Genomic DNA, 22,946 nt, shown 5'->3' with positions numbered 1-22,946 from the left:
TTTGTGTAGTGTGTCAAAAAAATGCGCGTTTTCGCGTGTTTTGATTTTCCTTAAGCGCCATTCGGGCCGTTTTCCTCCGCGTGATACCGGCTTCGCCAGGCAAAAAGGTGGGAAAGGAACATTTTAGGGATAGGCTGAAAAATGTTACTGACGGCGGTCTGCAGGCCCGCGTTGCTGGACTTGCGTGATGAGGCTACATACAATCGGGACAACGTTGCTGGTAAACGCCTTGTGTGCGAAAGCTGGCATCATCAACGCCTTGCAAGATTTTAGGAGAGGTCAGAAAGATGTCATTTGAAGTGTTTGAGAAACTGGAAGCAAAAGTACAGCAGGCGATTGATACTATCACCCTGCTGCAAATGGAAATTGAAGAGCTGAAAGAGCAGAACAACAACCTGCGTCACGACGCGCAGAATGCTGCTGGCAACCATGAAGCACTGATGCGCGAAAATCAGCATCTGAAAGAGGAGCAGCATGTCTGGCAAGAACGCCTGCGTGCGCTGTTGGGAAAAATGGAAGAGGTATAAGCCTCAACTAATGCGAAAAACGGGTGCCTGGCACCCGTTTTCGTTCGCTGACATTATTCAATGTCGAGCGGATCTTCCGATAAAATCATCCCGGTGTTATCCGCATAGAGATGGTCGCCAGAGAAGAAGGTGACGCCGCCGAAATTCACGCGCACATCGCTTTCGCCAATGCCTTCACCGGCCGCGCCTGCCGGAATAGCGGCGATAGCCTGAATGCCGATTTCCAGTTCTTCCAGTTCGTCTACCTGACGTACCGAACCGTAAACCACGATGCCTTCCCACTCATTCTGCGCTGCCAGTCGGGCAAGCTGCGCATCAACTAAAGCGCGGCGTACTGAGCCACCGCCATCAATCAGCAACACGCGGCCACGACCGTTCTCTTCCAGCAGATCGTAAAGCAGCCCGTTGTCTTCAAAACATTTCACTGTGGTTATCTGACCGCCGAATGAGGTCCGCCCACCGAAATTTGAGAAAAGCGGTTCAACAACGTTCACTTCTTCGTGGTAGATGTCGCAGAGTTCAGAAGTATCGTATTTCATAAGGGTTTCGTCTGTTTGCCACAGGAGCGCTAAGTATATCGCTTTATGCCAATTGTTGGCAAAATCATCAGCGGTAAAAAACCGGTACCGCATCAAGCGCATGCAGAAAAAAGCCCAGCCAAACTGGCCGGGCTTTGATACAGCACATAGACAGGTGAACGTTACAGGATGAAGCGGCTCAGGTCTTCGTCTGCAACCAGCTCATCCAGATGTTTACCCACATATTCGGCATCAATGGTGACGGATTCACCGCTCCGATCGCTGGCATCATAGGAAATATCTTCCATCAGACGTTCCAGCACGGTATGCAAGCGACGCGCACCGATGTTTTCTGTGGTTTCGTTGACCTGCCATGCGGCTTCCGCGATGCGACGAATACCATCGTCAGTAAAGTGAATGTTCACGCCTTCGGTATTCATCAGCGCTTTGTACTGCACTGTGACTGAAGCATTAGGTTCGGTCAGGATGCGCTCGAAATCATTCACCGTCAGGGCCTGGAGTTCAACACGGATCGGTAAACGACCCTGTAGCTCAGGAATCAAATCGGACGGGCTGGCAACCTGGAACGCACCTGAGGCGATAAACAGAATATGGTCAGTCTTGACCATGCCGTGCTTGGTCGACACGGTGCAGCCTTCTACCAGTGGCAGCAGGTCGCGCTGAACGCCTTCGCGTGAGACGTCCGGGCCGCCCGCGTTTTGTCCGCCGCGCTTACAGATTTTGTCTATCTCATCGATGAACACGATGCCGTGCTGTTCTACCGCATCAATGGCATCCTGCTTCAGCTCTTCCGGATTCACCAGCTTAGCGGCTTCTTCTTCAATCAACAGCTTAAAGGCTTCTTTGATTTTCAGCTTGCGCGGTTTCTGTTTCTGCCCGCCCAGGTTCTGGAACATGGACTGCAGCTGGCTGGTCATCTCTTCCATGCCCGGCGGTGCCATGATTTCAACGCCAGGGCCTGTTGCGGCTAAATCGATCTCAATTTCTTTATCGTCGAGCTGGCCTTCACGCAGCTTCTTGCGGAAAGACTGACGTGCAGATGAAGGCTCGCTGGTTTGTTCAGCCTGTCCCCAGTTATTTTTCGCCGGTGGGATAAGCACATCAAGAATGCGCTCTTCCGCCATTTCTTCTGCGCGATATTTGTTCTTCTCAATGGCCTGGCTGCGCACCATTTTGATCGCGGAGTCCGTCAGGTCACGAATAATGGAGTCGACTTCTTTGCCGACATAGCCCACTTCGGTAAACTTGGTGGCTTCAACTTTGATGAACGGCGCGTTGGCCAGTTTTGCCAGACGGCGAGCAATTTCTGTTTTACCCACACCGGTTGGGCCGATCATGAGAATATTTTTAGGGGTCACTTCGTGACGCAGCTCTTCGTCAAGCTGCATACGGCGCCAGCGGTTACGCAGGGCAATAGCCACGGCGCGCTTAGCGCTGTCCTGGCCAATAATAAAGCGGTTCAGCTCGCTGACGATTTCGCGTGGAGTCATCTCAGACATGTTTAGATCCTTACGACTTGGACGTTAATTCTTCGAAATTAACGTTGTGGTTGGTGTAGATGCAAATATCGCCAGCGATATTCAGCGATTTCTCAACGATGTCGCGCGCACCTAATTCAGAATTTTCTAACAGGGCACGGGCAGCGGCCTGGGCATAGGGACCGCCAGAACCGATAGCAATAAGGTCGTTTTCAGGCTGGATGACGTCACCATTACCGCTGATGATCAGCGATGCCGATTCGTCCGCCACCGCCAGTAGCGCTTCCAGGCGGCGTAACATTCTGTCGGTGCGCCAGTCTTTCGCCAGCTCAACGGCCGCTTTCACCAAATGGCCCTGATGCATTTCAAGTTTGCGTTCGAAGAGTTCAAACAGGGTAAAGGCATCTGCAGTGCCGCCAGCAAAGCCAGCAATCACTTTATCGTTGTAAAGACGACGCACTTTTTTGACGTTGCCTTTCATTACGGTATTACCGAGCGTAGCCTGGCCATCGCCGCCAATCACTACCTGGCCGTTGCGTCGAACACTTACTATTGTTGTCACGGGCAGACCCCTTTTACTGTCGGAAAAAAGCTCCGCGCCCAGGGCGCGGAGGATCATGCAGACAGATATGGGGCAGATTTGACGGGTTTCAACCCCCAACGGCGAGCGGGATGCAGCCGGAATGTCCTGAAGCGCGCAGACGTTTCAGCGTGCTGTCTGCGCTGGCGCGGTCTTTGAAGGGCCCTACCACGACACGATTCCATCCGCCGCCGGAGGTCAGACGGCTTTCAAACCCTTCAAACGCCAGCGCGGCGCGCACTGATTCAGCCTGCTCTGTTCCCTTAAACGAACCACACTGAACCATCCAGCGTTGCGAGGCTGCTTTTTCAGCCGGTTTCGCTTTGGCGGTGTCCTGTGTTTTAGGCTGAGCAGTAGGTTCACGCGTAACAGGCGCGGGTTGTGTCTGCTGCACACTCTGCTGTTGCTGAGTATGCTGCTCCTGACGCTGCTGCTGTATTTGTTGCTGACGTTGCTGCTGCTGTTGTGCCTGCTGCTGACGTTGCTGCGACTGCAATTGCTGTTGCTGTTGCTGGAGCTGTTGCTGTCGCTGAAGTTGCTGTACCTGCTGCTGATGCTGCAGCGTTTGCTGGCGTTGAGCTGGCGTCTGCTCGTTCCACGGCACTTCATTTAATTGGGTGGGTTGCTGACGCATATCCGCCTGCATTTGCTCAAGCAGCTGGCGTTGCTCATCGGTCAGTTGCGTATGTGACTGCACTTCGCCACCGGAGGTAGGCTCGCTTGGGGTCGGCACAGTGACCTGACGGTTTTCCAGCTCTTTGATGTATTTCCAGCGTTCTTCAGGCTTTGGCGGTAAGCCATTCCCGTTGGCTTTATGATCCGTAATAACCGGCACGTCTTCTTTCTTGTGGTGCGCCAGGAACCATAAACCACCGGCAAAGGTCACCAATACAGCAACCGCCAGTACAATCATTAATTTAGAGGTGCCTGAACCGCTTTTTGTTTTTTTGCCACGGCTTGGGCTTTTCTTGCGACGCGTCCCTGTTGAACGCCCGCGGCCTACATAATCTTTTTGTGCCACTCTCGTCCTGATACCCTTGAAAATATGATGCCACGTAGGCGAATCCGTTGTTACCACACGCCCGGCAAGGAGCCCGCCATGTTACTTAAGGGCCGGAACTTTGACCAGCAATGATAGCCCTAAGAATCCCCTGAAAATAGCGGAACTTTTCGCTTATCTCTCATCCTTTTTTGCCAAAGTTGTGCTACCACGCACCACCAGTTCGGCATCCAGCAGCGTTGAACCGTTATGAATGCTATTACCCTGTAATTCATTCAGTAACAGCCGCACGGCTTCGCAACCTATCTCAAAACAGGGCTGTTTCACCGTGGTGAGCGGCGGCTCGCAGTAACGCGAGAGTTCGATATCGTCGAACCCCACAACCGACAGGTCTTCCGGTATGCGCAGGCCCAATCGTTTTGCCTGGCTAATAGCGCCGATGGCCATGATATCGCTATGACAAAACAGGGCTCGTGGCGGCTGTGGTAAAGCCAATAGCTGATTTATGGCATCAACGCCGGATTCAAAGGTGAAGTCACCCCGAACGATATAAGTGGGATCCACGCTGATGCCGCTGCGACGTAAGGCCTGCACATAACCCTGAAGGCGGTACTGGCACAGTGCAACGTCTTCCGGTCCGGTCAGGCAGGCAATGCGTTTATGACCCAACTGCAGCAGGTGATTGACCGCGACAAACGAGGCCGTCAGGTTATCGATATTGACGGTGGGCAACGACATTTCTGGCGAGAACTCAATCGCCATCACCATCGGCGGAAGATTGCGCTGCTCTTCAGGACTCACATCAAAGGGTAACTGGGCGCCCAGCAGCACGATGCCATCGATCTGCCGGGTCAGCATCAGGTTTAAAAACGTCCACTCCTGCGGTTTTTGGTGTGCGCAGTCGCCGATAAGCACCAGATAACCAGCCTTTGAGGCGGCGACTTCAACGCCACGGATAATTTCACTGAAGAAGGGATCGCAGATATTGGGGACGATCAGCAGCAGCGTCTGCGTGTCATTGCGCCTGGCATGGCGGGACATGCTCTGGGCGGCATAGCCGACGTCAGCCACGGCCTGTTCGACTTTCTGACGCGTGGCCGAAGAGACTTTTTCCGGATTCATGAGTGCACGCGACACGGTAGCGGTCGAGACGCCGGCTTTTTCTGCGACGTCTTTCATCGTGGCGGCAGCCGACGGTTGATTCTGATCCAACACATGCTCCTGATGCGTAATCGCGCATTCAACGTTCGTATTGTCTGAGGTAAAAACAGGCCAGGCACCATTGTTATCGATTGCGATGCCGGGCCGTTACTTAATTTGCATAAAAATTGTGACTTATGCGACGTTTTTCGATCCCTCTCACAACCTGCCAGGGCCTAGCTTTCGGTAGGATCCACGTCCAGCGTCCACTTTACCTTGCGCGAGGCCGGTAAAGTGCCAGTCAGCGGTAACGAACTACTCAGCAGCTGTTGCAGACGTTTGCGTGACGGATGCTGCACCAGCAACTGCCAGCGCCAGCGACCGCTCCGCTTTGGCTGCAGAGCAGGCAGTGGCCCCATGAACCACATTGCCGTGTCGTTAAGCGGGCTGGCTTCCAGCATATTACGCAGCTGTTGCAGAAATTCTGCAGCCTGATGGTTGTCCATGTCCTCCGCACGAAACAGCGCATGATGTGTCCACGGAGGGAGAAAAACCGACTGGCGCTCCAACAGCGTTTGCTGGGCAAAAGCGAAGTAGCCCTGGTGGAGCAGAGTTTGCAGAAGCGGATGCTCAGGATGGTGTGTTTGCAGCAAGACTTCGCCTTGCTTACCGGCCCGACCGGCACGGCCCGCAACCTGAGTATAAAGCTGAGCGAAGCGTTCTGCGGCACGGAAGTCAGCGGAAAACAAGGCACCGTCGACGTCCAGCAGTGACACCAGCGTCACATCAGGAAAATGATGCCCTTTTGCCAGCATCTGGGTTCCCACAAGAATACGCGCGCCGCCGCGATGGACATCCGCCAGATGCTGCTCCAGCGCGCCTTTGCGGCTGGTGGTATCCCGGTCGATGCGCGAGACCGGCACACCGGGAAATAACGTGCCTAGCTGCTGCTCAAGCTGTTCCGTCCCTACGCCCACCGGTAACAGGTGAGTTGAACCACATTGTGGACACTGGTTGGGCAGCGGCCGCTGGCTGTCACAATGGTGGCAGCGCAACTGACGATGATGTTGATGCAGAGTGTAATAGCGATCGCAGCGCTGGCATTCGGCAATCCAGCCGCAGTCGTGGCAGAGCAGCGCAGGTGAAAAACCACGGCGGTTCAGGAACAGCAACACCTGGTTATCTGCTTTCAGATGCTGGCGCATTTTGAAGATCAGGGCAGGCGCCAGGCCGCCTGTCAGCTGTACGCCTTTCAAATCGATTAGCTGCTGCAGAGCGGGTTTAGCGTTACCCGCTCGTTTCATCAGGTCGAGCTGACGGTATTTGCCGTTACGCACGTTGTGCAGGCTTTCCAGCGCCGGGGTCGCGGAACCCATGATGACAGGAATATTCTCTTCATGGGCGCGAAACACGGCCAGATCGCGAGCCTGATAGCGCCAGCCTTCCTGCTGCTTATAAGAACTGTCGTGCTCTTCGTCGATAATAATGACGCCCGGACGCGCCATAGGGGTAAACAGGGCCGAGCGAGTGCCGATGATGATGGCATTCTCTCCTCTGCGCGCACGTAGCCAGACAGAAAGGCGTTCGCTGTCATTCAGCGCTGAGTGCAGCACATCAACCGGCGCATCAAAACGTTCGCGGAAACGGGCAATGGTTTGTGGCGTCAGGCCGATTTCGGGCACCAGCACCAGGGCCTGTTTTCCTCTGGCCAGGACGTTTTCCAGCACGCTGAGATAAACTTCAGTCTTGCCTGATCCGGTAATTCCCGCCAGTAGCCAGGCCGCATAATGCTCATCTTCACTGCGCATCGCCCCGACTGCCGTCGCCTGATCGGTATTGAGGCGCAGGCGTTCACCTTTGACCGCGAAGCTGCTGCGCCAGTCATGCCTGTGTGGCTGATGCTCATGTAATTCGCATAACCCTTTGGCACGCAGCGCCTGCATGGTGGCATCGGTGAGATCGTGCTCAGTGACTTCATGACGATAAAGCGGCCGCTGTCGCAGCGTTGCAAGCCCTTGCTGCTGTTTGGGGGCCCGCTTCAGGCTCTCGGGGGCAGTAGCCCGGCCCTGCTCGGTAATTTCCCAACGCCATAAGGGATTATCCTGGGCAGGTTTACCTTGTCTGAGCAGCACCGGTAGCGCATGGCTCAGTACCTCGCCGAGAGGTGAATGATAGTAGTTCGCCGCCCAGTGGAGAATGCGCCACAGAGACGGGGGAAAGAGCGACTCGCTGTCCAGTACCGATATCACCTGTTTGAGCTGGGTCGCGGGCAGGTCGCTGGTGTCAGGTAATGCCACCACGATACCGGTCATTTTTCGGTTACCAAAAGGCACGATCACCCGACCGCCAATGACCGGCTGCACGCCGACAGGAGGCAGGTAGTCAAACAGGCGAGGAAGGGGAACGGGCAGGGCAACCTGAACAACGGGCATAACAGTCTCTTTCCGGTTCATCTAGCAGGGCGGTTAGTGTACACGCACACGCACACGGCGTGTATCTCAGGCGACATTTGCAGCATTAAACATTAGCCTGTATAATATGCCGCCTTCGGTAAGAAAGACCTTGCCGGAGTTCACCATTAATGTTCAATCGCGTGTGGTGCTGCGCAGGTTCACGTCCTGGCGCGGAGAGCGACACGGCCTTATATGAGGTTTCCCATGAAACAAGGTATTCACCCAAAATACGAAGCAGTTACCATCAACTGTACTTGCGGTAACGTGATTCACACTCGCTCTACGCTGACTCACGAACTGAACCTGGACGTTTGTGGTAAGTGCCACCCGTTCTACACCGGTAAGCAGCGTGAAGTTGCAACTGGTGGCCGCGTTGACCGCTTCAACAAGCGTTTCAGCGTGCCAGGCACCAAAAAATAAGAAACGGCATTCGAACATCTGTTCGGCGGCAAGAAAAACCCAGCTCAGGCTGGGTTTTTTTATGTCTGAAAATCAGTATTCCCAGGTATCCGGGTCGATGCCCATGTCACGCATAATTTTTTTCGCGGCTTCCGGTATTTCGTCGTTACGTTCTTTACGCAGGTCGACATCATTAGGTAACGGTTGTCCGGTAAAAGCATGCAAGAAGGCTTCGCACAGGAGTTCACTGTTTGTCGCGTGGCGCAGGTTGTTAACCTGACGACGTGTCCGTTCGTCTGTCAGAATTTTCAGCACGCTTAACGGAATTGATACCGTGATTTTTTTAACCTGTTCGCTCTTTTTGCCGTGCTCAGCGTACGGGCTGATATATTCGCCGTTCCATTCAGCCATGGGATACCTTAATCAATAAAAGTTAAAAGTTACGAAATCAGCCGATTATGCCTGATTTTCTTCTACCTGACCCCTTCTCTGGCGGGTTTCTTCGTTCAACGCACAGTGCTAATGGAGTTGAACGCCAGGTATGGGCGCATAATTTTAGCGGTTATTGCGACGATGCTCAATCTATACGCAAAGACATTTGGATGTCCAGATGTATTGACGTCTAAAAGCAAGATGATATCCTGTTGGCAAATTATTTCATACTTCAGGAACAGTTAGCCCTATGACGCGTAAACAGGCAACCATCGCAGTGCGCAGCGGTTTGAATGACGACGAGCAATACGGCTGCGTTGTCCCGCCCATCCACCTTTCCAGCACCTATAACTTCCATGATTTCAATGAGCCCCGTGCGCATGACTATTCCCGTCGTGGTAACCCCACGCGTGATGTGGTGCAGCGTGCCCTGGCAGAGCTGGAAGGCGGAGCGGGAGCGGTGCTGACCAATACCGGCATGTCCGCGATTCATCTGGTGACAACCGTGTTCCTGAAGCCTGGCGATCTGCTGGTTGCGCCGCACGACTGTTATGGCGGCAGCTATCGGCTGTTCGACAGTCTGAGTAAGCGGGGCGCTTACCGGGTGAAGTTTGTCGATCAGGGTGATAAAGCTGCGCTGCAGGCGGCACTGGATGAGAAGCCTAAACTGGTGCTGGTTGAAAGCCCCAGTAACCCGCTATTGCGCGTGGTGGATATCGCCGCCATTTGCGCAGCGGCGCGTGCGGCGGGCGCCGTCAGCGTCGTGGACAACACCTTTATGAGTCCGGCACTGCAAAATCCTCTGGCACTGGGTGCGGATCTGGTCATTCACTCCTGTACCAAATACCTGAATGGCCACTCTGACGTGGTAGCCGGTGCCGTGATTGCTAAAGATCCGCAGGCGGCGACCGATTTAGCCTGGTGGGCCAATAATATTGGGGTCACCGGCTCTGCTTTTGACAGCTATCTGCTGCTGCGCGGAATGCGCACGCTGGGCCCACGTATGGCCGCTGCGCAACGTAATGCGTTAGCCATTGTTGATTATCTCAAGCAACAGCCGCTGGTGAAAACGTTGTATCATCCTTCACTGCCGGAAAACGCGGGACATGAATTCGCTGCACGCCAGCAGCGTGGATTCGGTGCCATGCTCAGTTTTGAGCTGGACGGCGATGAAGCCCGGTTGCGCCGTTTCCTCAAAGCGCTTGAGTTGTTCACGTTGGCGGAATCGTTGGGCGGCGTTGAAAGCTTGATTTCACACACGGCGACCATGACCCATGCAGGTATGTCTGCAGAGGCCCGGGCCGCAGCAGGCATCTCTGAAACATTGCTACGTATTTCAGTAGGTATTGAAGACCACGAAGATTTAATTGCCGATTTGGATAATGCATTCCGGATCGCAGCCGAGGATTGATGATGACGAGTTCAGCTGGCGCAGGAACGCCAAACAACAGACAGCTCCACAAGTTTGGTGGCAGCAGCCTTGCAGATGCACGCTGCTACCAGCGTGTCGCCAGCATTATGGCGGATTACAGCCAGCCAGGTGACATGATGGTCGTATCGGCCGCGGGCTCGACGACCAATCAGCTGATTAGCTGGCTAAAGCTGAGCCAGAGCGACCGACTGTCCGCACATCAGGTGCAGCAGACATTACGTCGCTATCAGAGTGAGCTCATCAGTGCACTGTTACCTGCCGAAATAGCCGAACCCTTAATTACTGCCTTTATTCGCGACCTCGAAAAACTGGCGGCGTTACTGGATGGTGACGTCACAGAAGCGGTCTATGCGGAAGTGGTGGGCCATGGTGAGATCTGGTCTGCACGTTTAATGTCAGCGGTGCTGAACCAGCAGGATCTTCATGCCTGCTGGCTGGATGCACGCGATTTTCTGCGCGCGGAACGGGCCGCCCAGCCGCAGGTAGATGAAGGCAAATCCTGGCCGTTGTTACAAACGCTGCTGGCCCAGCATCCGCATAAACGCATCGTGGTAACTGGCTTTATCTGCGGCAATGACGCGGGCGAAACGGTACTGCTGGGGCGTAACGGTTCTGACTACTCTGCCACGCAGATTGGTGCGCTGGCAGGTGTGGGACGTGTGACGATCTGGAGCGATGTGGCGGGCGTTTACAGTGCCGATCCCCGCAAAGTCTCTGATGCCTGTCTGCTGCCCTTGCTGCGCCTGGATGAGGCCAGTGAGCTGGCGCGTCTGGCAGCCCCGGTACTACATACCCGCACCTTACAGCCGGTCTCGGGCAGCGATATTGATTTGCAGTTACGCTGCAGCTATCAGCCGGAACAGGGCTCTACCCGTATCGAGCGCGTCCTCGCGTCCGGTACGGGCGCCCGCATCGTCACCAGCCACGACGACGTGTGCCTGGTAGAGATCCAACTTCCTGAGCAGCACGATTTTACGCTGTTTCAAAAAGAGATCGACCAGCTGCTGACGCGCGCGCAGATGCGTCCGCTGGCGATGGGCATTCATCCCGATCGTCAGCTGCTGCAACTGTGCTACACCTCTGAAGTGGTGAACAGTGCCTTTACTTTATTGCAGGACGCCGGCTTACCTGGACATTTGCAGTTACGTGAAGGTTTAGCGCTGGTCGCGCTGGTTGGCGCTGGCGTCACGCGCAACCCGTTGCACACGCACCGTTTCTGGCAGCAGCTAAAAGATCAGCCGGTCGAATTTATCAGCCAGTCGCCAGAGCACATTAGCGTGGTTGCGGTGCTGCGCGTTGGCCCTACTCAGCATCTCATTCAGGGGTTGCACAGTTCCCTGTTTCGGGCAGAAAAGCGCATTGGCCTGATGTTGTTTGGCAAGGGCAACATCGGTTCTCGCTGGCTGGAGTTGTTTGCCCGCGAGCAGGAAACGTTGTCGGCGCGCACCGGTTTCGAGTTTGTGCTAGCGGGCGTGGTGGACAGCCAACGCAGCCTGCTGAGCTATGAAGGTCTGGACGCCAGTCGCGCACTGGCATTCTTTGACGATGAAGCGGAAGCGCGCGATGAAGAGTCGCTGTTTCTGTGGATGCGTGCGCACCCTTACGATGATCTGGTTGTGCTGGATGTGACGGCCAGTAAGCCGCTGGCACAGCAATATCTTGATTTTGCCAGCCATGGGTTTCATGTCATCAGCGCCAATAAAGTGGCGGGAGCATCGGATACGCAAACCTGGCGCGAGATTCGGGATGCCTTTGAAAAAACCGGCCGCCACTGGTTGTATAACGCCACCGTGGGCGCAGGTCTGCCGATAAACCATACGGTGCGCGATTTACGGGAAAGCGGTGACACGATTTTGTCGATCAGCGGTATTTTCTCCGGAACGCTGTCCTGGCTGTTTCTGCAATTTGATGGCACGGTGCCCTTTACCGACCTGGTGGATCAGGCGTGGCAGCAGGGATTGACGGAACCGGATCCTCGCGTCGATCTGTCGGGTCAGGACGTGATGCGCAAACTGGTGATTCTGGCACGTGAAGCAGGCTATAACATCGAGCCGGATCAGGTGCGCGTCGAGTCGCTGGTGCCGCAGAGCTGCGAAGATGAATCAATAGATCACTTTTTCGAGAATGGCGACGAGCTTAATGAGCAGATGCTGCAACGGCTTGAAGCCGCGCAGGAGATGGGGCTGGTGCTGCGCTATGTTGCGCGCTTCGATGCTAACGGCAAAGCACGTGTTGGCGTCGAAGCGGTACGTCCGGAGCATCCTCTGGCCGCCTTACTGCCTTGTGACAACGTGTTTGCCATCGACAGCCGTTGGTATCGCGATAATCCGCTGGTGATCCGCGGACCTGGTGCAGGCCGGGACGTTACCGCCGGCGCTATCCAGTCTGATATTAATCGCCTTGCCCGACTCCTCTGACGTTGCTTTTCTCCAGGCGCTTCGGCGCCTGTCCTGCCCTAACATCCTCATATAAAAAGCCCTTTCACATCGACTGAATATTTGTCACTTCCTGGGATGATTTATCAGTTGACGCTTGCGGGAAAATGGTTCACTTTGAGTGTCTGGACGTCTAAACGTATAGATGTTTGCAGGTTAACAGATAACCGATGTGGCGGAGGTAGCAGGATGAGTTTCTTTCATGCCAATCAGCGCGAGGCGCTCAATCAGAGCCTGGCAGAGCTAAACGGGCGAATTAGTGTCTCTTTTGAGTTTTTCCCGCCGCGCACCAGTGAAATGGAAGAAACGCTGTGGAACTCCATCCATCGTCTGAGCAGCCTGAAGCCCAGTTTTGTCTCTGTAACCTACGGGGCGAACTCGGGTGAGCGTGACCGCACACACAGCATCATTAAAGGCATTAAAGAACGTACGGGGCTCGAAGCTGCGCCGCATCTGACCTGTATTGACGCTACCCGGGATGAGCTGCAAGCCATTGCACAGGATTACTGGAATAACGGTATTCGCCATATAGTGGCGCTGCGTGGCGATCTGCCACCCAATAGCGGTAAGCCGGAAATGTACGGCAGCGATCTCGTTTCGCTGCTTAAAGAGGTCGGTGACTTCGATATCTCCGTCGCGGCCTATCCGGAAGTCCACCCCGAAGCAAAAAGTGCCCAGGCTGACCTGATTAACCTGAAACGTAAAATTGATGCTGGCGCTAACCGTGCCATTACCCAGTTCTTCTTTGATGTTGAGAGCTATCTGCGTTTTCGTGATCGCTGCGTTTCCACCGGCATTGATGTTGAGATCGTGCCGGGCATTTTGCCGGTATCGAATTTCAAACAGCTGAAGCGTTTTGCCGCCCTGACCAATGTACGCGTTCCGGGCTGGATGAATGCCATGTTTGCAGGGCTGGATGAGGATCCTGAAACGCGTAAAATGGTGGGGGCGAACATCGCCATGGACATGGTGAAAATCCTGTCGCGTGAGGGCGTAAAAGATTTTCATTTCTATACTCTGAACCGGGCAGAAATGAGCTATGCCATTTGTCATACCTTAGGTGTGCGTCCGGGAATTGCCGCCTGAAGATGGCCATAAAAAAACCGACGTGTCCGCGTCGGTTCTGAATGTCTCATCCATTGCATATACAGGGCTGACAGCAGCCTGATGTGCCACGCATTAAAAATGTGTCCAGCCTTCATGGGTCAAGGGTTGAGCCGGTTTCACTCGCGAGGGGTTTTTGAGCGTCGGTACGCTATGCACCTGCTGTGTCGTGTTATTAAAGCGAAAGACTGAGACCGCCTGCAGCAGCTGTCGTGCCTGTTCCCGGAGGCTGTTCGCGGCCGAGGCGGATTCTTCCACTAATGCGGCGTTTTGCTGTGTGGCGCTGTCCATCTCGGTTACCGCGATGCCCACCTGTTCTACGCCTCTGGCCTGCTCGGCGCTGGCTGAGGTAATTTCCTCAACGGTATCACTCAGGTGACCCACAGCCGTGACGATGCTCTGCATCGTCGCGGTGGCATGTGCAACGAGTTCGTCACCTTGCCCCACGCTGCGGGCGTTGGCGTCAATTAACTGGCGAATTTCACCTGCGGCCGTGCTGCTACGTTGCGCCAGGGTTCTGACCTCGCTGGCAACCACCGCAAAACCTTTACCGTGTTCGCCCGCGCGCGCGGCTTCTACTGCTGCGTTCAGCGCGAGAATATTGGTCTGGAAGGCAATACTGTCAATGACGGCGGTGATGTCGGCGATTTTCCCTGAGCTGTCTTTAATGGTGCGCATCGTGCTGGTAATCGCTGCCGTGGCATCATTGCCTTCGTTGGCGACATTACGCACGTTGACCGCAAGCTGACTGGCCTGCTGCGCATTGCTGGCGTTATTTTTCACCGTCATGCCAAGCTGCGTCATGGTGGCTGCCGTCTGCTCCAGCGCGCTGGCCTGCTCTTCGGTTCTCTGTGACAGGTCGGCATTTCCCTGCGCTATCTGACTACTGGCAGAGGCGACGCTTTCCGCATTGGATCTCACCAGGCTGACCGTTTGAACCAGTGCCTCCTGCATCTCCCGGATTGCCGCCAGCAGTTTGCCGGTTTCATCGGTGTGAGTGACCTGCACAGGCTCGCTGAGGTCACCTTTTGCCACGCGCTGTGCGGCAATCAGGGCCTGATTAAGGGGCCGGGTGATGCTGCGCGTAATAAGCCAGGCAGACAATCCCGCCAGAAATAGCGCAACGGCACCGGCGCCCGCCAGTAAACGCAACGCATTGGTTCGATCGCTATGGGAAGTTTGCTCTGCAACCTGCATCCGCGCTTCCTGGTGATCTTTTAATGCCTGAAGGGAGGCTATATAGCCCGTTTGAATGTTGTCTCCCGAGGCCTGTAACAGCTGGTCGGCCTCCTCTTTTTTACCTTGCTGAGCAAGTGCAACGACCTTATCCATTAGCGGCAGAAAAAGCGCCGCGTGAGACTGGATGTTGGAAAAAAGTTGTCTGCCAGTGACGGAGGCAACCTCTTTATCCAGCACCTGCATCAGGCTGTCGGCCTGGCTTCTGACCTGCTGATAGCTGTTAAGCGCTTTTTCTGTTTTTGCCGGATCCGGCTGGAGTACGGCAATGCGCGCCAGACGACTCATATCTTGCGCATAAAATGACAGCATGGCCGATTCGGATGCCTTGGCGTAAAGGCCCCCGGCGATCTCACTGTTAGCGTCGGCCAGAGAACGTGTTTTGGTAATACCGATCAGGACCATGAAAATGACAAGCATGCCCATGAAGCCAAAAGCCGCCACGAGCCGTATTCCTATTCTGATGTTATTCATACTGTTACCCTGATGTTAATGATAAGCACGAAGGCCTCACTGCCTTCTGTCAGTGTGGTTTGTGAATCAGTGTGTGGCTTTTTATCGAACAATCCGGGTGTTTTTTGACCCGTATAAAGAGTAACGACCACAAAGGCATAAGGTTTATAGGCTAACTGTAATCAAACTGTAATAATTTCTAAGGTAATGCACTTGACCAGATGAAATGGTCTCAAGGACGCTGTAGGTGAAGGGGTAAAACATTAGATAAAACAGCAGGCAATCATCAGAGGGTGCGTATTTGAGACGGGCAAACTCACCCGAGCGAGGGTGGGTTAAGGACGGCCGCACAGGCTGAGCGGACCGTCCTGACGAGAATGGACTTAACCCGTGTTACGCATGCCAGCAGCGACACCGGCAATCGTCACCATCAGCGCCTGTTCGACGCGCGCATCCGGTTCGTCACCGCGAGCTTCTTGAGCACGTGAACGGTGAAGCAGTTCAGCCTGCAGTACGTTCAGGGGATCGGTATACACGTTGCGCAGGGCAATGGATTCGGCAATCCACGGCTGATCCGCCATCAGGTGTGAATCGTTGGCGATGGTCAGCACGGCTTTGATATCGGCATCCAGCTGGTCACGCAGCTGTTGACCTAATGGCCACAAGGATTTATCCACTAGCCGTTGGTCGTAATATTCCGCCAGCCACAGGTCTGCTTTAGAGAACACCATCTCCAGCATACCGAGGCGGGTTGAGAAAAACGGCCAGTCGCGACACATCGCTTCGAGCTGATCCTGATGGCCTGCCAGCATCGCCTGCTGCAGCGCCGCACCTGCACCCAGCCATGCCGGGAGCATCAGACGGTTTTGGGTCCAGGCGAAGATCCAGGGAATGGCGCGCAGGGATTCCACACCGCCGGTAGGACGGCGTTTGGCCGGGCGTGAACCCAGTGGCAGCTTGCCCAGTTCCTGCTCTGGGGTGGCTGAACGGAAGTAGGGCACAAAGTCGGCGTTTTCGCGCACGTAGCCCCGGTACATGGCACAGGAATCCGCAGAAAGCTGATTCATAATACTGCGCCATTCCGGTTTAGGTTCCGGCGGTGGCATCAGGTTAGCTTCCAGTATCGCACCGGTATAGAGCGACAGGCTGGCGATAGTCACTTCCGGTAAACCGTATTTAAAGCGGATCATTTCGCCCTGCTCGGTAACGCGCAGGCCGCCCTTCAGGCTGCCTGGCGGCTGAGACAGCAGCGCAGCATGTGCCGGCGCGCCGCCGCGACCGATAGTACCGCCACGTCCGTGGAACAAGGTCAGTGACACTCCGGCTTTTTCGCAGGTTTTAATCAGCGCATCCTGCGCCTGATACTGCGCCCAACTGGCCGCCATGACGCCGGCATCTTTCGCCGAGTCGGAATAGCCAATCATGACCATCTGTTTGCCCTGAATAAAGCCGCGATACCAGTCAATGTTGAGCAACTTGCTCATCACATCGTTGGCATTGTTGAGGTCATCAAGCGTTTCAAACAGCGGTGCAACCGGCATCGCAAAAGGTATACCGGCTTCTTTCAGTAACAGGTGGACGGCCAGCACATCCGACGGCGTTTTTGCCATCGAAATAACATAGGCGGCGATAGAGCCCTGAGGCGCTTCCGCTACCACTTTGCAGGTTTCCAGGACTTCGCGGGTTTCATCACTCGGTTCCCAACTGCGCGGCAGTAAAGGGCGCTTAGAGTTCAGCTCGCGGATCAGGAACGCTTGCTTGTCGGCTTCTGACCAGCTCTCATAATCGCCCAGCCCAAGGTAGCGGGTAATCTCTGCAATGGCTTCGGTGTGACGGGTGCTTTCCTGACGAACATCAATGCGGACCAGCGGCACGCCGAAGCATTTCACGCGGCGCAGCGTATCCAGCAGTTGGCCGTTGGCAATGATGCTCATGCCACACTGCTGCAGGGATTGATAGATCGCATACAGCGGGTCCCAAAGCTGAGCGTTAGAGACCAGTAGGTCAGCCGGACGTGGTAAACGTTCGCCTTTGAGGCGACGTTCCAGATAAGCCTGCGTGCTCATTAGCTGGCTGCGCAGACGCTTCAAAATCACGCGATAAGGTTCGAGCGCTTCAGGATCGCCACTGAGATCGGCCACTTCCTGGCTGCATTCAGACATCGACAGTTCTGAAATCAGTACGCCAATGTCACGCAGGAACAGGTCGGTGGCTTTCCAGCGGCTGAGCTGCATGACGTGGCGGGTGATGGAGGCCGTGACATTGGGGTTGCCGTCACGGTCACCGCCCATCCAGGAGGTAAACTGCACCGGAACGAAATCGACCGGCAGCTTAATGCCAAACGTCTCTTCTACCTGTTCATTCAGCTCACGCAGAAACGCAGGTACGCCTTCCCACAGGCTGTTTTCAACGACGGCAAAGCCCCATTTGGCTTCATCCACGGGCGTAGGACGGTATTTACGGATCTCATCCGTATGCCAGGCCTGAGCGACCAGTTGGCGCAGGCGGCGCATAATCTGGTTACGCTCGTAGTCAGAAATATCGCTGTGATCGAGCTGTTCAAGACAGCTGTTAACTTCGCCCAGTTTATGAATCAGCGTACGACGCGTAATTTCTGTGGGATGGGCGGTCAACACCAGTTCCAGCGACAGGGATTCAATCGCCGCGTGAATAGCACTTTCACTAAGATTGTTTTGTTTGAGCGTTTCGAAGGTCTTTTTTAACAACTCGGGATGATTCGCGCCATCGCCGCTGCGGGAAATGGTTTGATACTGTTCAGCCACGTTAGTGAGGTTCAGGAACTGACTGAAAGCACGTGCGACGGGCAACAACTCGTCATTTGACAGGTTCTGCAGCGTATTCAGCAACGCCTTACGATGCGTGTCATTGCCAGCACGGGATGATTTAGACAGCTTACGGATGGTTTCCACCTGGTCCAGGATGTTCTCTCCCAGCGCATCCTTAATCGTATCCCCGAGCAGTTTGCCGAGCATACTGACATTACTTCGCATTGCGGAATATTGTTCGTTCATGTGACCCTGACACCCTTATCGTCTTGATAAACCTCTATACCCGGTCTTTTCAGGCAGCACAAAAGCCAGCAACGTTGTCCTCTCGGTACTGCCCGAGGTTCTTCAGTTGCTGCCTGTCGCAAGCTGAATAAAGTGGGATGATTGCCCCGTAGGTATAACATCGTCTTTTATCTAGCCACGTAATCATCCGTTCGTCAATTGACTTAAAGTGAAGGAAACATGCAGCTAACTGCTGGAAATTCATGGAATTTGATAGGGGAGAAGCGGGATAAGTTATTCTTATTATCAAATCCCGCAGAATGGCAGGGCATTTTGCTGTTAATTCAGTGAAATGCCCCGATTAATGATAATTAGTGACAGAAATGCTGCACAACCTGGCTTATCAGTGCACGGGTAGGCTTAATAAATGCGGTATCGATAAACTCGTCTGGCTGGTGCGCCTGATTGATCGATCCTGGGCCCAGTACCAGGGTTGGGCAGAGTTGCTGAATAAAAGGCGCTTCAGTGCAGTAATTCACCACTTCCGTCTGAATCCCCAGCAGCGTTTCTACCACTTTAACCAGTTCATGATCAGCGGGGCACTCGTAGCCGGGAATCGGTGGATGCAGTTCTTCAATGGTGATCCGTCCCGGCCAGCGTTCGCTTACCGGTGCCAGTGCTTCATTTAGCAGCCCGTCGAGATCGCTCAGCGTAAGGCCCGGCAGGGGCCGAATATCCATATGCAATTCGCAGCAGGCACAGATACGGTTTGCCGCATCGCCGCCGTGAATATGACCAAAGTTCATGGTCGGATAGGGGATGGCAAAGCCATCGTGGTGGTAACGTGATTTGAGTGTGTTACGCAACTGCATGAGTTCGGTAATCGACTCATGCATCAGCTCAATGGCATTGACGCCGCGTCCGGGATCGCTGGAGTGGCCCGATTGTCCCTGAATACGAATCGCATTAGATATATGGCCTTTGTGCGCCCGCACCGGCTTTAGCGAGGTCGGTTCGCCAATAATGGCGCAGTCGGGGCGAAGCTGGGTGGACTCTGCAAAATATTTCGCCCCTGCCATCGTGGTTTCTTCATCGGCGGTCGCCAAAATGTACAGCGGCTTACTCAGGGTTGTCACATCCACATCACGTAGCGTGTCCAAAATAAACGCAAAGAAGCCTTTCATATCGGCGGTGCCCAGACCGTACAGCTTGTTGTCATGTTCGGTTAGGGTAAAGGGATCGCGAGTCCAGCGACCATCATCGAACGGAACGGTATCGGTATGCCCGGCAAGCAGCAGGCCGCCCGCGCCGTTTCCGGTGCGCGCCAGCATATTAAATTTATGACGCGTTCCGGGTACGGGCTGTACTTCCACAGCAAAACCCAGGTCGCGGAACCAGCCAGCCAGTAAATTGATTAAAGTTTCATTGCTCTGATCGAGTGCGGCATCGGTTGCGCTGATTGACGGCGTAGCGATCAACTGGCGGTATAGTTCGATAAAAGGCGGTAATTTTGTCTTCACTGTTGACGGTCCTTGAGTTAGGATGTATCAATATTCATGCATTAATAGTGAATAAAAATACATTAACGTCGTGTGCATGTGAACCTTAAATCGCTGCAAACGACATCGTGGGCAACGGGGCAAGGCCGCGACCCGGAACGTGTGACTGTAATAAAGGTATACAGCCTGATGTTGAATACGCTGATCGTTGGTGCCAGTGGTTACGCTGGCGTAGAGCTTGCCACCTTCCTTAATCGCCATCCACATATCAACATAACCGCTTTGGCGGTATCTGCGCAAAGTCCCGATGCGGGCAAGCGTCTGTCCGATCTTCATCCACAGCTGAAAGGCGTGGTGGATTTGCCGCTGCAGCCGTTGAGTGATGCCGCCGAATGGGCAGACAAAGTGGATGTGGTGTTTCTGGCGACCGCCCACGAAGTCAGCCATGACCTGGCCCCTGAATTTCTTAAAGCCGGTTGTGTGGTGTTCGATCTGTCAGGCGCGTTTCGCGTCAACGATGGCGATTTTTACACCCAGTTTTATGGCTTTACGCATCAGCACGGTGACTGGCTGGATAAAGCCGTTTACGGTCTTGCTGAGTTCCAGCAGGAAAAAATTAAAGAAGCACAGCTGGTGGCCGTACCGGGCTGCTATCCCACTGCCTCCCAGCTGGCGTTGAAGCCCGTGTTAGATGCGGGTTTGCTGAATGACGCGCAGTGGCCGGTAATTAACGCCACCAGCGGCGTGAGTGGGGCGGGGCGCAAAGCGAATGTCGGCACCAGCTTCTGCGAAGTCAGCCTGCAACCTTACGGTATCTTTAATCATCGTCATCATCCTGAGATTGTGGCGCACCTGGGAACGCCGGTGATTTTCACCCCGCACTTGGGCAGTTTTCCGCGTGGGATTCTGGCGACCGTTACCTGCCGCCTGAAGGCCGGCGTAAGCCGTGATGATGTTGCTGAAGCTTTTCATAACGCCTACCACGATAAGCCGCTGGTACGCGTGTACGAACAGGGCGTGCCGGCTCTGAAAGCGGTTGTCGGGCTACCCTACTGCGATATCGGGTTCGCCGTTCAGGGCGAACACCTGATTGTGGTGGCTGCAGAAGATAACCTGCTCAAAGGCGCGGCCTCCCAGGCGGTGCAGTGCCTTAATATTCGTTTCGGTTTCCCTGAAACGCAGTCACTGATTTAACGGACGAGTAAACCATGACCAATCCATTGATTATCAAGCTGGGCGGTGTGCTGTTAGACAGCGAAGAAGCGCTGGCCCGTTTATTTGACGCGCTGCTGGCCTATCGCTCCGCGCATCAGCGCCCGTTGATCGTCGTTCACGGCGGCGGCTGTCTGGTCGATGAACTGATGAAAAAACTGGCGCTGCCGGTGCAGAAAAAGAACGGCTTACGCGTTACGCCTGCCGACCAGATCGACATCATTACCGGCGCACTGGCGGGTACCGCGAACAAAACCCTGCTGGCCTGGGCGAAAAAATATGGCATTCACGCGGTAGGCCTTTGCCTGGGCGATGCAGGCCTGGTTAATGTCACGCAGCTGGATGAAGCACTCGGTCATGTGGGCCACGCCACGCCGGGTAATCCCGCGTTGGTCAATACATTGCTTGCGGCGGGTTATATGCCTGTTGTCAGCTCAATTGGCATTACCGATGACGGCCAGTTAATGAACGTCAATGCGGATCAGGCCGCCACGGCGCTGGCATCAACGCTGGGTGCTGATTTAGTCTTGTTGTCAGATGTCAGTGGCATTCTCGATGGCAAAGGCCAGCGCATTGCAGAGATGACGGCTGACAAAGCTGAACAGTTGATTGCGCAGGGCATCATCACCGATGGCATGATTGTTAAAGTGAACGCAGCGCTGGATGCTGCGCGCACGCTGGGCCGCCCGGTTGATATCGCCAGCTGGCGTCATGCCGAGCAACTGCCCGACCTTTTTAACGGTGTGTCCATTGGCACCCGGATTCTCGCTTAACGACTCAGATTCAAGGATTACGAAATGCAAACGCAAAACATCAAAAAAATCGTTCTGGCTTACTCTGGTGGTCTGGATACTTCCGCCATTATTCCATGGCTGAAAGAAAACTATGGCGGCTGTGAAGTGGTCGCGTTTGTGGCTGATATCGGCCAGGAACGTAGCGATCTGGAAGGCGTTGAGAAGAAAGCGCTGCAGTCGGGTGCATCAGAATGCCACGTGGTTGATCTGCGTGAAGAGTTTATCAGCGACTACGTTTATCCGGTGCTGCAGACCGGTGCGCTGTATGAAGGAACTTACCTACTGGGCACCTCCATGGCGCGTCCTATCATCGCTAAAGCGCAGGTTGAGCTGGCGCTGAAAGTCGGTGCTGATGCCCTGTGCCACGGTGCGACCGGTAAAGGGAATGACCAGGTACGTTTTGAAACCACCTATACCGCGCTGGCACCCCAGCTGAAAGTGGTTGCGCCATGGCGCGAATGGAACCTGCGTTCACGTGAAGCGCTGCTGGATTATCTGAAAGAGCGCAATATCCCGACCACCGCTTCGCTGGAAAAAATCTACAGCCGTGATGAAAACGCCTGGCATATTTCTACCGAAGGCGGCGTGCTGGAAAGCCCGTCTAATGCTCCGAATAAAGATTGCTGGGTCTGGACCGTTGATCCGCTGGAAGCCCCGGATCAGCCTGAAGACGTGACGGTAACCGTTGAAAAAGGGCGCGTTGTCGCGGTGAACGGCGAGAAACTGAGCCCGTTCCAGTGTCTGGAAAAGTTGAACGTGCTGGGTGCTAAACACGGCGTAGGTCGTATCGATATCGTTGAAAACCGTCTGGTTGGCATTAAATCACGCGGCTGTTACGAAACTCCCGGCGGCACCATCATGGTTAACGCACTGCGTGCGGTTGAGCAACTGGTTCTGGATCGCGACAGCTTCAAATGGCGTGAGCAGCTGGGCCATGAAATGTCCTATGTGGTTTACGATGGTCGCTGGTTTGCACCGCTGCGTAAGTCTATCCAGGCGGCGGCAGAGTCGCTGGCAGAAGAAGTCAACGGTGAAGTGGTCCTGCAACTCTACAAAGGCCAGGCCACGGCGACGCAGAAGCGTTCAGCCAACAGCCTGTATTCCGAAGAGTTTGCAACCTTCGGCGAAGACGAAGTTTACGATCATCGTCATGCCGGCGGCTTTATCCGTCTGTTCTCACTCTCTTCACGTATTCGTGCATTGAACGAGCAGAAGAAGTAAT

General features: G+C 54.6%; 18 protein-coding genes. 8 read left to right on the top strand and 10 right to left on the bottom strand.

All coding sequences use genetic code 11. The annotated features are described in order from the left end of the window. Positions 1-287 precede the first annotated feature (287 nt). The gene (gene zapB, locus NYE92_RS14150) at positions 288-527 is read left to right on the top strand and encodes a cell division protein ZapB (RefSeq protein ID WP_014594885.1); all 240 of its coding nucleotides are present in this window, start codon (positions 288-290) and stop codon (positions 525-527) included. A gap of 53 nt (positions 528-580) precedes the next feature. Here the strand turns inward: zapB and rraA are convergent, their stop codons facing one another. The 6 genes from rraA to priA all read right to left on the bottom strand — a co-directional run bounded on the left by rraA (position 581) and on the right by priA (position 7,696). Further along, the gene (gene rraA / locus NYE92_RS14145) at positions 581-1,066 is read right to left on the bottom strand and encodes a ribonuclease E activity regulator RraA (protein ID WP_013027693.1); all 486 of its coding nucleotides are present in this window, start codon (positions 1,064-1,066) and stop codon (positions 581-583) included. A gap of 161 nt (positions 1,067-1,227) precedes the next feature. Continuing rightward, entirely contained in the window at positions 1,228-2,565 is a 1,338-nt protein-coding gene (gene hslU / locus NYE92_RS14140) for an HslU--HslV peptidase ATPase subunit (protein WP_013027692.1), read from the bottom strand. A 10-nt stretch (positions 2,566-2,575) separates the two neighbouring features. After that, positions 2,576-3,106 (bottom strand): ATP-dependent protease subunit HslV, encoded by a 531-nt coding sequence (gene hslV, locus NYE92_RS14135; protein WP_024471414.1) that lies wholly within the window; start codon positions 3,104-3,106, stop codon positions 2,576-2,578. Between the two features lie 88 nt (positions 3,107-3,194). Continuing rightward, a complete protein-coding gene (gene ftsN / locus NYE92_RS14130) occupies positions 3,195-4,145 on the bottom strand; it encodes a cell division protein FtsN (protein ID WP_105077799.1) in 951 nt (316 codons plus the stop codon). A gap of 153 nt (positions 4,146-4,298) precedes the next feature. Continuing rightward, positions 4,299-5,336, bottom strand: a complete 1,038-nt coding sequence (cytR, locus tag NYE92_RS14125; protein ID WP_014604768.1) for a DNA-binding transcriptional regulator CytR — start codon at positions 5,334-5,336, stop codon at positions 4,299-4,301. A 164-nt stretch (positions 5,337-5,500) separates the two neighbouring features. Beyond that, complete coding sequence (gene priA, locus NYE92_RS14120) at positions 5,501-7,696, bottom strand: primosomal protein N' (protein WP_041457860.1); 2,196 nt, start codon at positions 7,694-7,696, stop codon at positions 5,501-5,503. A 225-nt stretch (positions 7,697-7,921) separates the two neighbouring features. Here priA and rpmE point away from each other — a divergent pair, with 225 nt between their 5' ends. After that, positions 7,922-8,137: a 50S ribosomal protein L31 gene (rpmE, locus tag NYE92_RS14115; RefSeq protein WP_006121308.1), complete on the top strand. Its 216-nt coding sequence runs from the start codon at positions 7,922-7,924 to the stop codon at positions 8,135-8,137. Between the two features lie 72 nt (positions 8,138-8,209). Here rpmE and metJ read toward each other — a convergent pair whose 3' ends face one another. Further along, positions 8,210-8,527, bottom strand: a complete 318-nt coding sequence (gene metJ / locus NYE92_RS14110; RefSeq protein ID WP_013027687.1) for a met regulon transcriptional regulator MetJ — start codon at positions 8,525-8,527, stop codon at positions 8,210-8,212. Positions 8,528-8,798: 271 nt separating this feature from the next. On the opposite strand from metJ, the gene metB reads away from it, so the two are divergent. From metB to metF, 3 genes are all read left to right on the top strand, one after another. Next, the gene (gene metB, locus NYE92_RS14105) at positions 8,799-9,959 is read left to right on the top strand and encodes a cystathionine gamma-synthase (protein WP_013027686.1); all 1,161 of its coding nucleotides are present in this window, start codon (positions 8,799-8,801) and stop codon (positions 9,957-9,959) included. Between the two features lie 2 nt (positions 9,960-9,961). Further along, a complete protein-coding gene (locus NYE92_RS14100; RefSeq protein WP_041457859.1) occupies positions 9,962-12,397 on the top strand; it encodes a bifunctional aspartate kinase/homoserine dehydrogenase II in 2,436 nt (811 codons plus the stop codon). 207 nt (positions 12,398-12,604) lie between these two features. Further along, positions 12,605-13,501, top strand: a complete 897-nt coding sequence (gene metF / locus NYE92_RS14095; RefSeq protein WP_041457857.1) for a methylenetetrahydrofolate reductase — start codon at positions 12,605-12,607, stop codon at positions 13,499-13,501. Between the two features lie 93 nt (positions 13,502-13,594). On the opposite strand, the gene NYE92_RS14090 is transcribed toward metF, so the two are convergent. From NYE92_RS14090 to argE, 3 genes are all read right to left on the bottom strand, one after another. After that, positions 13,595-15,229 carry a methyl-accepting chemotaxis protein gene (locus NYE92_RS14090; protein ID WP_013027683.1) on the bottom strand — a complete coding sequence of 545 codons (1,635 nt, stop codon included), beginning with the start codon at positions 15,227-15,229 and terminating at the stop codon, positions 13,595-13,597. Between the two features lie 362 nt (positions 15,230-15,591). Further along, complete coding sequence (gene ppc / locus NYE92_RS14085) at positions 15,592-18,240, bottom strand: phosphoenolpyruvate carboxylase (RefSeq protein WP_013027682.1); 2,649 nt, start codon at positions 18,238-18,240, stop codon at positions 15,592-15,594. A 350-nt stretch (positions 18,241-18,590) separates the two neighbouring features. Then, entirely contained in the window at positions 18,591-19,739 is a 1,149-nt protein-coding gene (argE, locus tag NYE92_RS14080; RefSeq protein ID WP_013027681.1) for an acetylornithine deacetylase, read from the bottom strand. Positions 19,740-19,907: 168 nt separating this feature from the next. Between argE and argC the strand changes: the two genes are divergently transcribed. The 3 genes from argC to NYE92_RS14065 are packed head-to-tail and all read left to right on the top strand — an operon-like array spanning position 19,908 to position 22,945. Continuing rightward, positions 19,908-20,912, top strand: a complete 1,005-nt coding sequence (argC, locus tag NYE92_RS14075; protein WP_014594874.1) for an N-acetyl-gamma-glutamyl-phosphate reductase — start codon at positions 19,908-19,910, stop codon at positions 20,910-20,912. Between the two features lie 14 nt (positions 20,913-20,926). Continuing rightward, positions 20,927-21,703: an acetylglutamate kinase gene (gene argB / locus NYE92_RS14070; RefSeq protein ID WP_013027679.1), complete on the top strand. Its 777-nt coding sequence runs from the start codon at positions 20,927-20,929 to the stop codon at positions 21,701-21,703. Positions 21,704-21,727: 24 nt separating this feature from the next. After that, on the top strand, positions 21,728-22,945 hold the full coding sequence (locus tag NYE92_RS14065) for an argininosuccinate synthase (RefSeq protein WP_013027678.1): 1,218 nt from the start codon (positions 21,728-21,730) through the stop codon (positions 22,943-22,945). Position 22,946: the final 1 nt, after the last annotated feature.

Origin of the sequence: Pantoea sp. B566 (genome assembly GCF_024793925.1) — a bacterium.
GTDB classification, from domain to species: domain Bacteria; phylum Pseudomonadota; class Gammaproteobacteria; order Enterobacterales; family Enterobacteriaceae; genus Pantoea; species Pantoea ananatis.
The sequence above is the reverse complement of the archived record's forward strand: the minus strand, read 5'-3'. Positions and strand labels throughout refer to the sequence as shown.